11 protein-coding genes are annotated in these 13,328 nt (G+C 70.1%); 8 read left to right on the top strand and 3 right to left on the bottom strand.

Annotation, left to right across the window (positions count from 1 at the left end; translation table 11 throughout):
• Positions 1-34 precede the first annotated feature (34 nt).
• The 3 genes from CGK74_RS03540 to CGK74_RS03530 all read left to right on the top strand — a co-directional run bounded on the left by CGK74_RS03540 (position 35) and on the right by CGK74_RS03530 (position 5,456).
• Positions 35-1,000, top strand: coding sequence for a D-2-hydroxyacid dehydrogenase (locus CGK74_RS03540; RefSeq protein ID WP_094267118.1), 966 nt, complete (start codon positions 35-37; stop codon positions 998-1,000).
• Positions 1,001-1,133: 133 nt separating this feature from the next.
• Positions 1,134-1,880, top strand: a complete 747-nt coding sequence (gene ydfG / locus CGK74_RS03535; RefSeq protein WP_094267117.1) for a bifunctional NADP-dependent 3-hydroxy acid dehydrogenase/3-hydroxypropionate dehydrogenase YdfG — start codon at positions 1,134-1,136, stop codon at positions 1,878-1,880.
• A 111-nt stretch (positions 1,881-1,991) separates the two neighbouring features.
• Positions 1,992-5,456: a transglycosylase domain-containing protein gene (locus tag CGK74_RS03530; protein ID WP_094267116.1), complete on the top strand. Its 3,465-nt coding sequence runs from the start codon at positions 1,992-1,994 to the stop codon at positions 5,454-5,456.
• Here CGK74_RS03530 and CGK74_RS03525 read toward each other — a convergent pair.
• Positions 5,359-6,288: a LysR family transcriptional regulator gene (locus tag CGK74_RS03525; RefSeq protein ID WP_094267115.1), complete on the bottom strand. Its 930-nt coding sequence runs from the start codon at positions 6,286-6,288 to the stop codon at positions 5,359-5,361. The genes CGK74_RS03530 and CGK74_RS03525 overlap by 98 nt on opposite strands.
• A gap of 141 nt (positions 6,289-6,429) precedes the next feature.
• Between CGK74_RS03525 and CGK74_RS03520 the strand changes: the two genes are divergently transcribed.
• Positions 6,430-7,371, top strand: a complete 942-nt coding sequence (locus tag CGK74_RS03520; RefSeq protein WP_004260418.1) for a sodium-dependent bicarbonate transport family permease — start codon at positions 6,430-6,432, stop codon at positions 7,369-7,371.
• Here the strand turns inward: CGK74_RS03520 and CGK74_RS03515 are convergent.
• The gene (locus tag CGK74_RS03515; RefSeq protein WP_094267114.1) at positions 7,310-8,644 is read right to left on the bottom strand and encodes an MFS transporter; all 1,335 of its coding nucleotides are present in this window, start codon (positions 8,642-8,644) and stop codon (positions 7,310-7,312) included. The genes CGK74_RS03520 and CGK74_RS03515 overlap by 62 nt on opposite strands.
• A 130-nt stretch (positions 8,645-8,774) precedes the next feature.
• Positions 8,775-9,155, bottom strand: coding sequence for a rhodanese-like domain-containing protein (locus CGK74_RS03510; RefSeq protein ID WP_004260426.1), 381 nt, complete (start codon positions 9,153-9,155; stop codon positions 8,775-8,777).
• 234 nt (positions 9,156-9,389) lie between these two features.
• Here CGK74_RS03510 and CGK74_RS03505 point away from each other — a divergent pair, with 234 nt between their 5' ends.
• The 4 genes from CGK74_RS03505 (at position 9,390) to CGK74_RS03490 (ending at position 13,305) form a co-directional block, all read left to right on the top strand.
• Positions 9,390-9,878: a PACE efflux transporter gene (locus CGK74_RS03505; protein ID WP_094267432.1), complete on the top strand. Its 489-nt coding sequence runs from the start codon at positions 9,390-9,392 to the stop codon at positions 9,876-9,878.
• On the top strand, positions 9,871-10,896 hold the full coding sequence (gene murB, locus CGK74_RS03500) for a UDP-N-acetylmuramate dehydrogenase (RefSeq protein ID WP_094267431.1): 1,026 nt from the start codon (positions 9,871-9,873) through the stop codon (positions 10,894-10,896). Before CGK74_RS03505 ends, murB begins: the two co-directional genes overlap by 8 nt.
• 74 nt (positions 10,897-10,970) lie before the next feature.
• Complete coding sequence (locus CGK74_RS03495) at positions 10,971-12,368, top strand: FAD-binding oxidoreductase (protein ID WP_094267113.1); 1,398 nt, start codon at positions 10,971-10,973, stop codon at positions 12,366-12,368.
• 139 nt (positions 12,369-12,507) lie between these two features.
• A complete protein-coding gene (locus tag CGK74_RS03490; RefSeq protein WP_240498605.1) occupies positions 12,508-13,305 on the top strand; it encodes a type IV pili methyl-accepting chemotaxis transducer N-terminal domain-containing protein in 798 nt (265 codons plus the stop codon).
• Positions 13,306-13,328: the final 23 nt, after the last annotated feature.

Raw genomic sequence — 13,328 nt, 5'->3', positions numbered from 1 at the left:
GCGTTCTTCCTTCCCCAAGACAAACCCAACGTCCATGCACAAGATCGTTTTCCTCGACCGCGCGACCATCGCGCCGCAGATCCGCCTGCGCAGCCCGGCGTTCGCGCACGAACTGGTCGTCCATGACCGGACCGCGCCCGAGCAGATCGTCGAGCGCCTGGCCGGTGCCAGCATCGCCATCACCAACAAGGTGCCGCTGTCCGCCGCGGTGCTGGCGCAACTGCCCGCGCTGCGTCTGGTCGCGGTCGCCGCCACCGGCACCGACTGCGTCGACAAGGCGTACTGCCAGCAGCACGGCATCGCGGTGGCCAACATCCGCGGCTACGCCGTCAATACCGTGCCCGAACACACCTTCGCGCTGATGCTGGCGCTGCGCCGCAACCTCGTCGCCTACCGTGACGACGTGCTGGCCGGCGAATGGCAGCGCTCGGGCCAGTTCTGCTTCTTCAACCACACCATCCACGACCTGCGCGGCGCCCGCCTGGGCATCATCGGCGAAGGCGTGCTGGGCCAGCGTGTGGCCGACATCGCGCGTGCCTTCGGCATGGTGCCGCTGTTCGCCGCACGCAAGGGCAAGACCGGCGCCGGCCGCCTCTACACGCCCTGGGACGAGATGCTGGCGACCAGCGACATCATCACCCTGCATTGCCCGCTCACGCCGCAGAGCCGCGGCATGATCGCGACGCCCGAATTCCGCGCCATGGCACGGCGCCCGCTCATCATCAACACCGGCCGCGGCGGCCTGGTGGACGAGGCCGCGCTGGTGCAGGCGCTGGACGAAGGACTCATCGCCGGCGCCGGTTTCGACGTCGCCGACGGCGAGCCGCCCGCGGCCGACAGCCCGATGATGCGCATCGCCGCGCGCCCCAACGTCATCCTGACTCCGCACGTGGCCTGGGCCTCGGACGAGGCGCAGCAGACGCTGGCCGACCAGCTGATCGACAACATCGAGAACTTCGTCGCCGGCCGGCCGACCAACCTCGTCGACAGCGCGTACTGAAAGGCCCGGCGCCGGGGCGATTGCGGATTGGAGCCTGCGCCCGGCTCCGCTACCATCGTCCGGCCGTGCGCCGTGTCGCGCCTTCGTGACGCTGGTGCGTCCCGCTTCAACCCATCATTCAGGAAACTCGCTCATGATCGTCTTCGTTACCGGCGCTTCCGCCGGCTTTGGTGCCGCCATCGCCCGCAGCTTCGTCAAGGGAGGCCATCGCGTCGTCGCCACCGCGCGCCGCAAGGACCGGCTGGACGCGCTCGCGGCCGAACTCGGCGACGCACTGCTGCCGCTCGAGCTCGATGTCCGCGATGCCGACGCCGTCGCCGCCGCGCCCGCGTCCCTGCCTGCCGACTTCGCCGCCATCGATGTGCTGGTGAACAACGCCGGGCTTGCGCTTGGCCTGGAGCCCGCCCACAAGGCCTCGCTGGACGACTGGCACACCATGATCGACACCAACTGCACCGGCCTCGTGCAGGTGACGCGCGCCTTTCTGCCCGGCATGGTCGAGCGCAACCGCGGCCACGTCTTCAACCTCGGCTCCATCGCCGGCCGCTGGCCCTACGCCGGCGGCAACGTCTATGGCGCCACCAAGGCTTTCGTGCGCCAGTTCAGCCTCAACCTGCGCGCGGACCTGCTTGGCACCGCCATCCGCGTCACCGACATCGAGCCGGGCCTGTGCGGCGGCACTGAGTTCTCCAACGTGCGCTTCCATGGCGACGACGACAAGGCCGCCCAGGTCTACGCCAACGTGCAGCCGCTGACGGCCGAGGACATCGCCGACTCGATCTACTGGATCGCGACCCGCCCGGCCCACGTCAACATCAACACCATCGAGCTGATGCCGGTCGCGCAGTCGTTTGCAGGCCTGGCAGTGCATCGCGGCTGACAGCAGGCCGCCGGGGAGCGCGCCGGCACGCGGCGGCGGATCTGTAACAGTGTCATTTTTCCGCGCTGGAATGCGGATAATTGATGCAATGCAATATCGATTCGCCCGCCCGTGAGTTCCGACGTCCCGACCCCGCAACCCGCGCTGCAAGCGGCGGCGCCCCGGCGCCGCATCCGCCCCTTCCGGCTGTTCGGCGCGCTGATCCTCATCCTCGTGCTGGTCGCGCTGGTGGCGGGAGGTCTGCTGCTCGCGCACGAGCTGCAGACCTCCCGCCTGCAGGCGCGCGAGATCTCGCGCTTCGCCGCCAAACTCGACTACGAACGCGTCGCTGGCCGCAGCAACGCGGTGCGCTACCCGCAGCACGGCCCCTTCGACCAGCGCCTGGGCTACACCGAGCTGCCGCGCTTCATCGAGCGGCTCGAGGCGCGCGGCTTCGAACTCACCGCACAGACCCGCTTCAGCCCCGACCTTCTCGACTACGTCGACCGCGGGCTGTTTCCGCCCTATCGCGAGAAGACGCGCACTGGCCTCGACGTGCTCGACTGTCGCGCCGGGCCGCTCTATGACTTCCGCTATCCCTACCGCGGCTACGCCGACTTCGCCGCGGTGCCGCCGGTGGTGGCGCAGGCGCTGCTCTTCATCGAGAACCGCGACCTGCTCGACGAGAGCCGGCCGATGCTGAACCCGGCCGTCGACTGGGTGCGCTTCGCGCGCGCTGCTGCGGCCCAGGTCGGGCGCATGGTCAAGGAGGATCTCGACGCCCCCGGCGGCAGCACGCTGGCAACGCAGATCGAGAAATACCGCCACTCGCCCGACGGCATCACCTACGACGCCCGCGAGAAGCTGCGCCAGATGGTGTCGGCCAGCGTGCGCGCCTACCGCGAGGGCGAGCAGACCCTGCCGGTGCGCCGCAATCTGGTGCTCGACTATCTGAACACCGTGCCGCTGTCGGCCGCGCCTGGCCATGGCGAGGTCAACGGCCTGGGCGACGGCCTGTGGGTTTGGTTCGGCGCGGATTTCGATCGCGTCAATGAACTGCTGTCAGCGCCCGACGACGAGGGCGACACGCTGAAGGCGCAGGGCCTCGCGATGCGTCAGGTGGTGGCGCTGATGATCGCCCACCGCCGTCCGTCCTGGTACCTGGCGCGCGGCCGCGAGGAGCTGACGCGCACCACCGACGCCTACCTGCGCCTGCTGACCGAGGCCGGCAGCATCAGCGCGGCGATGCGCGACGCCGCGTTGTCGCAGCCGCTGCTGTTCCGCGACCTGGTCGCCAACCCCGCGGTGCTGCCGGCGAACCCCGGCAAGGGCACGACCGCGGTGCGCGCGCGCCTGGCCGGCATGCTCGGCACCTCGCTGTACAGCCTCGACCGTCTCGACGCTGAGGTCGACACCACGCTGCACGGCGGCCTGCAGCAGGCGGTCGGCGCTTATCTCAACCGGCTGTCGGATGCCGACTTCGCCCGCAGCCAGGGCCTGATCGGCGACCGCATGCTCAATCCGGCCACGCTCGGCGCGGTGCGCTACAGCTTCACGCTGGTCGAGCGCACCCCCGGCGGCAACCGCGTGCGGGTGCAGACCGACACCACCGACCAGCCGCTCGACATCAACGAGGGCAGCAAGCTCGAACTCGGCTCCACCGCCAAGCTGCGCGTGTTGACGACCTACCTCGAGATCGTCGCCGAGCTGCACGGCCGCCTGGCCGAACTCGACGTGCCGGCGCTGCGCCAGGTCGAGGTTGCGCGCCAGGACAACCTCACGCGCTGGGCGATCGATCATCTCGCCACCGCCAGCGACCGCAGCCTGCCGGCAATGCTCGAGGCTGCGCTCGAACGGCGCTTCTCCGCCAGCCCGGCCGAGAATTTCTTCACCGGCGGCGGGGTGCATACCTTCGGTAATTTCAACCGCAGCGACGACGCGCGCGAGCCCACGCTGCGCGAGGCGCTGCAGGCCTCGATCAACCTGCCTTTCGTGCGCCTGATGCGCGAGATCGTGCGCCACACCATGTACCAGGTGCCGGGCAGCACGGCGCGGTTGATGGAAGACGCCGAGGACCCGCGGCGCGCCGAGTACCTGGCGCGCTTCGCCGACCGCGAGGGCCAGACCTTCCTGCGCCGCTTCTGGCGCAAGTACCAGGGCCGCAGTCCCGAGGAGATGCGCACCCTGCTGCTCGACGGCCTGCGCCCGAGCGCCGAGCGCCTGGCCGCGGTGTTCCGCTACCTCGAACCCGAGGCGCCGCCCGAAGCGCTCGCCGCCTTCCTCGGCCGCCGCCTGGGCGATGCCCAACTGTCGGAGTCGCGCATCGAGCAGCTCTACAGCCGTCACGCGCCCGAGGCCTTCGACCTGCCCGACCGCGGCTACGTCGCGCGCGTGCATCCGCTGGAGCTGTGGCTGGTGGGCTACCGCATGCGCAACCCGCAGGCCAGCCTGTCCGAGACGGTGGCCGCCAGCGCGGACGAGCGCCAGGCGGTCTACCGCTGGCTGTTCCGCACCCGTTCGCGCAGCGCGCAGGATTCGCGCATCTTCACCATGCTCGAGGTCGAGGCCTTCCTCGACATCCACCGCCGCTGGGCGCGGCTGGGCTACCCCTTCGGCCATCTCGTGCCTTCGCTCGCCACCGCGCTCGGCAGCTCGGGCGACCGCCCGGCAGCGCTGGCCGAACTGATGGGCATCATCGTCAATGACGGCGTACGCCTGTCGACGCGGCGCATCGACCGCGTGCGCTTCGCCACCGACACGCCCTACGAGATCGCCTTTTCGGTGCGGCCCGGCGTGGGCGAGCGGGTGATGGCACCGGAAGTGGCGGCGGCGCTGCGCGGCGCACTGTCCGACGTCGTCGAGAGCGGCACCGCGCGCCGGCTGGCGGGCAGCTTCCGCCTGGCCGACGGCAGCGCGTTGACGCTGGGCGGAAAGACCGGCACCGGCGACAACCGCATCGTCATCGGCGGCCGCCCCGGCATGGCGCTGAACCGCACCGCCACCTTCGTCTTCTACCTCGGCCCGCACCATTTCGGCTCACTCACCGCCTACGTCATCGGCCCCAACGCCGCGGCCTATCGCTTCACCTCCGGGCTGCCGGTGCAGATCCTGAAGTCGATGGCGCCGGTGCTCGTGCCTCATCTGGCGCCGGGCGCCGACATCGCCTGCCTCCCGGTCGAAGACCTGCCGTTGCCGCTCGCCGTCCCTGCGACGGCGAACGAGAGGGCTGTGCCGGTAGACGAGGAAGTGCTGCCGGGCGATGCGGGCGGGTCACCGCCGGTGGAGTCGGCCCCGGTCATGGTCGAGCCGCCCCTGCCGGATCCGGCGCAGTCGGCAACCGAAGGCGTGCTGCCGGCTGCGCCGCTGTCCGAAGGCGGCGTGGCGCCGGATGCGGCGGATGTGGGTGTGGTGGCTTCGCCGGTGCCGGACATCCCGGCCGAAGAAGGCACGGACGCTGCGCCGCCGCGCGCCCGCGCCGGCCGCATCGACGCCGGCCCGGCTATCCCCGTGCCGCCGACAGCCGAGCCTGGGCTGCCCGGTTCAGTTCCGGCGCCCGGGCCTGCAGAAAGCGCAGGAACGCATCCGCCAGCGGAGTAAGGCGCTTGCCGGTCGGGTGCACGACCTGCCACTGGGTCACGACCGGCGTGTCCTTCACCGCGAGCACGGCGATGCCCTCGTCCGGCGCATGGGCCAGGGCATGGGCTGACAGCAGCGACAGCCCCAGTCCACCCGCCACCGCCTGGCGCACCGCCTCGTTGCTGCCCAGCTCCAGCCGCGGCCGCAGCACGATGTCGTGCTCGGCGAAGAAGCTTTCCGCCGCCTGACGCGTGCCCGAGCCGGGCTCGCGCAGCACGAACTCCTCGCCCGCCAGCGCCTTGATCGGCACCGCGCGGCGGCCGGCCAGCGGGTGGTCGGCGGCAGCGATCACCACGAGCGGGTTGGCGAGGAAGGGCGTGGCGGTCACCGGCGGCGCGGCGGGCGGACGGCTCATGATGTAGAGGTCGTCGCGGTTGTCCGCCAGTCGGCGCAGCACCGCGTCGCGGTTCAGTACCACCAGCGACACCTCCACCGCCGGCCGTTCGCGGCGGAACTCGCCCAGCAGGCGCGGGATGAAGGTCTCCGCGGTGCTCACCACCGCCAGCCGCAGCTTTCCCCCGACGTCGCCGCGCAGCTCGGCCAGGGTCTCGTCAAGGCGCTCCAGCTCCTCCTCCAGCCGCGTCGCGCTGTCGACCACCGCCTCGCCGGCGGGGGTCAGGTGCAGGCGGCGCCCGATGCGCTCGAACAGCGGCAAGCCCACCTGGTCCGACAACTGGCGCAGCTGCGCCGACAGCGTGGGCTGCGTCAGATGCAGGCGCTGGGCGGCGCGCGACACGCTGCCTTCGCGGGTCACGGCGAGCAGCAGGCGCAGCTGGTGGAGGGTGAGGCGCATCTTTATATAGAGTTATGTCTATTTAAAACAAAAGAATAAATCAATTTTCTACATGTGTGCGCTGCGGCAGAATGCTGCACAAGGTTTCGCATCAAAGTTCGGCGCGAGACAGATGAATGCCACTTGCTGGAAATTGAATTCATGATCGATGCTGTTCCCTTCTTTTTCGCCCTCGGTGCCGTCGCCTCGCTGGTCAAGAGCGGGCTGCGCCTGCCGGCGGCGGTGTTCGAAACCCTGTCGATCTACCTCCTGCTGGCCATCGGCCTGAAGGGCGGGGTCGAGATCGCGCGCTCCGAAAGCGCCACGCTGTGGGTGGATGCGCTACTGGCGATCGGCCTAGGCGCGGTCATCCCGTTGCTGGTGTTTCCGCTCTTCCGCCTGCGCTTCTCGCGCCCGGATGCCGCTTCTCTGTCGGCGCACTACGGCTCGGTGAGCATCGTCACCTTCGCGGTGGGTGCGGCGGTGCTGGCCGGCCGTGGCATCGAGGTGGAAGGCCACCTGGCCCTGCTCGCCGCACTGATGGAGGCGCCGGCGCTGATCGTCGCGACGCTGATCGCGCGCTGTGGGGTGAAGTCGGCCGATGGCAGCTCCACCGCGAGCGCGCTGGTGCACGAGGTGTTCGCCAACAAGAGCGTGGTGCTGCTCGGGGGCGGCATCCTGATCGGCTGGGTTGCCGGGCCGCAAGGGCTGGAGCCGCTGTCGCCGCTGTTCGTCGATCTGTTCAAGGGCGCGCTGTGCCTGTTCCTGCTCGAGATGGGCCTGATCGCCGCTGATCGCCTGCCGGACCTGAAGAAGGCCGGGCTGTTCCTGGTCGGCTGCGCGCTTGCTCTGCCGCCGGTGCTGGCCGTGCTCGGCTGGGGCGTGGCGCAGGTGATGGGCCTGGGCGTGGGCGGGACGGTGCTGATGATGACCCTGGCCAGCAGCGCGTCCTACATCGCCGCACCCACCGCGATGCGCATCGCGGTGCCCGAGGCCAACCCCGCCCTGGGCGTGGCCGCGGCGCTGGCGGTGACCTTCCCCTTCAACCTGCTGGCGGGGATCCCGCTGTACCTGTGGTGGGCGCAGACGATGGCGGGGGCGTGAGCGGCGGCTCGACGTCGGTCTGAACCGCGTCGGCCTGCTGCGCGGTTACGATGCCCGACTCGGGCGCGACCATCTCCAGCACCGTCGGCGAGGTGCGCAGCATCGGCGCGAACTGCGCCGCCTCATCCACAATCTCGTCGGCCCCGCCCCGGGCCTGCAGCATCGCGAATACGGCCAGCGGCGCGAAGGCCAGCGCGAAATGCAGCGGCAGGCCGACCGAGCCGACCCAGCCCAGCAGCACGCCGGCCAGCATCGGCCCCAACGCCGCGCCCACGCCATGCAGGAACAGCACGCCGGTGTTGCCGGCGAGGATGTCCTGCTGGTGGAGGTGGTCGATGAGGTGCGCGACCACGATCGGATAGACCGCGAAGGCCGCCGCGCCGAACACGAAGAAGCCTGCCAGCGCGACCGAGGCGAAGCTGCCCAGCGCCACCATCACCGCGCCGCTGGCCGCGGCCACGGCGGCGACCAGACCCAGCGCGCGGCGGCGGTCGCCGCTGTCGGAGAAGCGGCCGATCGGCCACTGCAGCAGCGCGCCACCCAGGATCGCGCTGGTCATCAGGGTGGCGACGCCGGCCGCATCCAGCCCGACGCGCTCGCCGTAGATCGGCCCCAGGCTCCAGAACGCGCCCATCGCCACGCCCGACGACAGCGCGCCGACGAAGGCGGCCGGCGCGGCGCGCCACACCATGCGCAGGTCCAGCCTGGGCGTATGGCCGAGCTGGGGTTGGGGCAGGCGGGTCATCGTCACCGGCAGCAGCGACAGGCAGACGAAGATCGCCGCCACGGCGAACAGCGTGAAGGTCTCGGGGCCGTCCAGGCGCAGCAGTTGCTGCGCGCCGGCCAGCGCCAGCAGGTTGACCGCCATGTACACCGCGAACACCTGGCCGCGCCGTTCGGCGGCCGTCTGTTCGTTGAGCCAGCTCTCGATCACCGCGTAGAAGCCGACCAGCGCGACGCCGGTGATCACGCGCAGCAGCATCCAGAACGCCGGCTGCACCACCAGCGCGTGCAGCAGCATGCAGGCCGCAACCGCCGCGCCGAAGAAGGCGAAGGCGCGCACGTGGCCCATGCGCCGGATCAGGCGCGGCGCCACGAAGGTGCCGAGGAAGAAGCCGAAGAAGTAGGTGGAGCCGATCAGGCCCAGCGTGGTGTCGGAGAAGCCTTCCAGGCTGCCGCGCAGGGCAACGACGGTATTGAGCAGGCCGGAGCCGAGCAGCAGGAGGGCGATACCGGCGAGCAGGGCGCCGATCGGCAGCAGGGTAGGAAGCATGGGCGAAACCTTGTGAGCCGGCCGCACCCCGGCGGGTGCGGCGCATGGATCACGGTCGGATAACTATTTGGCCAAATAGTTTAATCGGCCTCGTGCCGCCCGCCCACCCGCGGAAACCCGCGGAAAACCGTCAACCGAAGGACGGCAGGCTCGGTTTGGCCACCGGCTTGCCCGCCGCGGCCCAGGCGTCGAAGCCGCCGAGGATGGACTTCACCTGCGCGTAGCCCATGTCCTGCATCGCGCAGGCCGACAGCGCGGCGCGGCCGCTGGTCTTGCAGTACAGCACCACCTTCAGGTCGCGCGAGTCGTACTCGGGCATGCTGCCGAGCTTGAATTCCAGCAGTCCGCGCGGAATGTTGACTGCGCCGGGGATGTGGCCGGCGCTGAATTCGTCGGGTTCGCGCACGTCGATCACGACATCCGCGTCGCGGATGGCGGCTTCGGCGGCGTCGATGCCGATCTCGTGGGTGCGGGCCTTGGCTGCGGCAACGAGGTCCTGGGCTGTCTTCATGGTGTCGTCCTGGGGGAGGGGTTGAACATGCCCGGATGTTAGCAGCGGGCACGGCTTGCCAGGCAGCCGGCCGATTTGCTAAAAAGGACGGCGGCCCGATGCGGCCGATCCGGTTCCGACGCGGGGACGACCCCGCCCGCCATGCGCAACGACGCAGCGACCGTCGGTTTTACACGGGACGACCCGTGCTGATGGAACCCCGCCCCGGGGTCGCTTTCGTTGCAGGACTTCATCGTGTCATCCAAACCCAAGCTTCGCTCCTTCGGCGATCGGCTGCGCCAGATCGCGATGTTCGAGATCGGCGGCCTGTTGCTGATCACCCCGCCCTTCGCCTGGGCCAGCGGCGTGCCGATCGCCGAGTCCATCGGCCTGCTGGCGCTGCTCGCGCTCGTGGCCGCGATCTGGAACGGCTGCTACAACACCAGTTTCGACTGGGTCGAAGGCCGGCTCACCGGCCGCACCGCCGACCGCCGGCCGTTCCGCCTGCGTTGCATTCATGCCGTCGGTTTCGAGGCCGGCCTGTTCACGATGACGCTGCCCATCATCGTGTGGTGGACCGGCATGGGCTGGATCGAGGCCGCCGTGGCCGACATCCTGCTGGCCATCACCTACACGGTGTATGCGCTGCTCTTCAACCTCGGCTACGACCGCCTGTTCCCGATTCCGCAGGACGCCGCGCGCGCTACCGGCGATGCGGCGGTCCTGGAGCGCGGGCATGGCTGAGCCCGCGCACGTCGAGTACGACGCCGACCTGTCCGGCTTCAACACCTTCGGCCTCAAGGCGCGCGCGGCGCGCCTGCTGCGCCTGCGCTCGGCCGAGGAGGCCGTCGCCGCGGTGCACGCGCCCGGCTGGGCGGATGCGCCCCGGCTGGTGCTGGGCGGCGGCAGCAACCTGGTGCTCACCGGCGACTTCGCCGGCACCGTGCTGAAGGTCGAGATCGCCGGCCGCCGACTGATGCGCGAGGAGGCCGACGCCTGGATCGTCGAGGCCGGCGCCGGCGAGAACTGGCACGACTTTGTGCGCTGGACGCTAATGCAGGGCTGGCCCGGGCTGGAGAACCTGTCGCTGATCCCCGGCACGGTCGGTGCCGCGCCCATTCAGAACATCGGTGCCTACGGGCTGGAAGTCGTCGACCGCTTCGATTCGCTCGACGCGGTTGACCTCGAGACCGGCGCCTGCCGCAGCTTCGCGCTCGACGACTGTGGCTTCGGCTACCGCGACAGCGTGTTCAAGCGCCAGCCGGGGCGCTGGCTGGTGACGGCGGTGCGCTTCCGCCTGCCGCACCCCTGGCAGCCGGTGACGCGCTACGCCGACGTCGCGCGCGAGATGGAAGCGCGCGGCGTCACCGCGCCCACACCCCTCGACGTTTCCGACGCGGTCATCGCCATCCGCCGCCGCAAGCTGCCCGATCCCGCCGAGATCGGCAACGCCGGCAGCTTCTTCAAGAACCCGGTGGTCGACGCTGCACACTGCGCGCGGTTGCTGGCCGACCATCCCGCCATGCCGCACTACCCGCAGGCCGACGGCGGCGAGAAGCTGGCGGCCGGCTGGCTCATCGAGCAGGCCGGCTGGAAGGGGCGCAGCCTCGGCCCGGTGGGCAGCTTCGAGCGCCAGGCGCTGGTGCTGGTCAATCGCGGCGGTGCCTGCGGGGCGGACGTCGCGCGCATCGCGCAGGCCATCATGGCCGATGTCGAGGCGCGCTTCGGCGTGCGTCTGGAGCCCGAGCCGGTCTTCGTCTGACCGGTCGCGGGCTGCGCGAAAGCGCCGGGCATGGCAGCATGGCGGCCCTGTCCCGATCCGATCCGCGAGCCGCCATGTCCCACGCCAATGCTGCTGCATCCCCTGTAATCGATGCGCTCGTCGCCGCCTTCGGTGCCGACGAGGTGCTGGCCGGCGACGCCAGCCCGCGCCACCTGAAGGACTGGAGCGGCGTGGCCGGTGGCGTGCCGCTGGCCATCCTGCGTCCGCGCAGCACCGACGAGCTGTCGCGCATGGTGGCGATCTGCCACGCGCACGGCCAGCGGGTGGTGGCGCAGGGCGGCCTCACCGGCCTGGTCGGCGGCGCGGTGCCGGGCGAGGGCGAGGTGGTGGTGTCGCTCGAGCGCATGAACCGCATCGAATCCATCGACGTCGATTCGGGCACGGCAACGGTGCAGGCCGGCGCCGTGCTGCAGGCCGTGCAGGATGCCTGCCGCGAAGCCGGCGCGCTGCTGGCGGTGGATCTCGGCGCGCGCGGTTCGTGCCAGCTCGGCGGCAACGTGGCGACCAATGCCGGTGGCAACCGCGTGATTCGCTATGGCAACACGCGCGAGTCGGTGCTCGGGCTCGAGGTCGTGCTGGCCGATGGCACCGTGCTGTCGATGATGAACCGCATGGCCAAGAACAATGCCGGCATGGACCTCAAGCACCTCTTCATCGGCAGCGAAGGCGTGCTCGGCATCGTCACTCGCGTGGTGCTGCGCCTGCAGCCGCTGCCGCGCGGCACCAGCACGGCGCTGGTCGCGCTGCAGGACTACACGGCGGCGCTGCGCTTCCTGCGCCACGCGCAGCAGAGCCTGTCGGGCCAGGTCAGCGCCTTCGAGATCATGTGGCGTGACTATCTGGAAACCGCGGTCGAGGCCAACCGCCTGCGCCGGCCGCTGGCGGGCGACTACCCGGTGTATGTGCTGATCGACATGCACTGCGGTCAGCCCGAAACCGACGGCGAGCGTTTCGAGGCGATGCTGGAGCAGGCCATCGAGGCGGGCTGGATTCTCGATGCGGCGATCGCGCAGTCGGTGGCGGACACCGAGGCCTTCTGGGCCATCCGCGACGGCATCGCCGAGGTGCTGCGTGACTACGCGCCGACGCTCAACTTCGACGTCTCGGTGCCGGTGGCCGACATCGGCGACTGCGCCGCCCGCGTGCGCGCTAACCTCGAACGCGACTGGCCGCAACTCAAGGCGCTGTTCTTCGGCCACGTCGGCGACGGCAACCTGCACGTCGTGGTGTGCCGGGTGCCGCGGGACGCCGACAGCCTGCACCGCATCGAGGACGCGGTGTACAGCGTCGTGCGTAAGCAGGGCGGCTCGGTGTCGGCCGAGCACGGCATCGGCCGGCTGAAGAGGGACTGGCTGCACTACTCGCGCAGCGAGGCGGAAATCGCGCTGATGCGCACGCTCAAGACCGCGTTGGACCCGCAGGGCATCCTCAACCCCGGCCGCATGATCTGACTTGCAGCCGAGCGTGAAATCCTCCACGGCGGCGCCGGTGCATGTGCACGGAACTTGAGCGCGATCATGACGCCCGGCTTGACGGACGCCTAGACTCCGCTCCCTGTCCGATCTCTGCAACATGCCGAAGGAGTTTCACATGATCCAGCCGCACTCTGGCCTGCGGGCCGCGTTCGTCGCCCTGTTGATGGTGCTGTTCATGCAGCCGCTGCTGGCCACCGCGCAGGTCACCGACATCAACTCGGCGGTCAACAAGGCCGGTCGCGAGCGCATGCTGTCGCAGCGCATGGCCAAGGCCTACTTCCAGCTTGGCCAGGGCATCGACACGGCCCGTTCGCAGCGTGTGCTCGACGCCTCGATCGCGCTGTTCGACCGCCAGCTCGTCGAGCTGAAGAACTACGCCCCCAATGCCCAGACCCGCGAGACCAGCCTCAAGCTGGAGAAGGCCTGGATCGCCTACAAGGATGTGCTGGTCGGCGCCGCGCCCTCGCGCGAGCGTGCGCCCGAGGTGCTGAAGCTGTCCGACGAGGTGCTCGGCCTCGCGCACCAGCTCACCGGCCAGTTCGAAGCGCTGTCCGGCACGCAGGCCGGTCGTCTGGTGAACATCTCGGGCCGCCAGCGCATGTTGTCGCAGCGCATGGCCAAGCTGCACCAGGCGCTCAACTGGAACCTGCCGGCAGGCACCATGCGCGAAGATCTGGCCGCGGCACGCAAGGAGTTCGCCGCCGCGATGGCCGAGCTTGAAGCCGCGCCGATCAACACCGACAAGCTCAAGAGCGACCTGAAGCTGGCGTCGCAACAGTGGTTCTTCTTCCAGAACGCACTCGACGAAAAGGGGCAGGACACGCTAACCCGCGCCACCAACGTGGCGACCACGAGCGAACGCATTCTCGAGATGATGGAGGCGGTGGTGACGGGCTACGAAGCCTTGCACTGATCCTCGCCGGCGCCTGCCGCTGC

Origin of the sequence: Thauera propionica (genome assembly GCF_002245655.1) — a bacterium.
GTDB lineage: Bacteria > Pseudomonadota > Gammaproteobacteria > Burkholderiales > Rhodocyclaceae > Thauera > Thauera propionica.
This window is presented reverse-complemented; position numbering and strand designations above follow the sequence as displayed.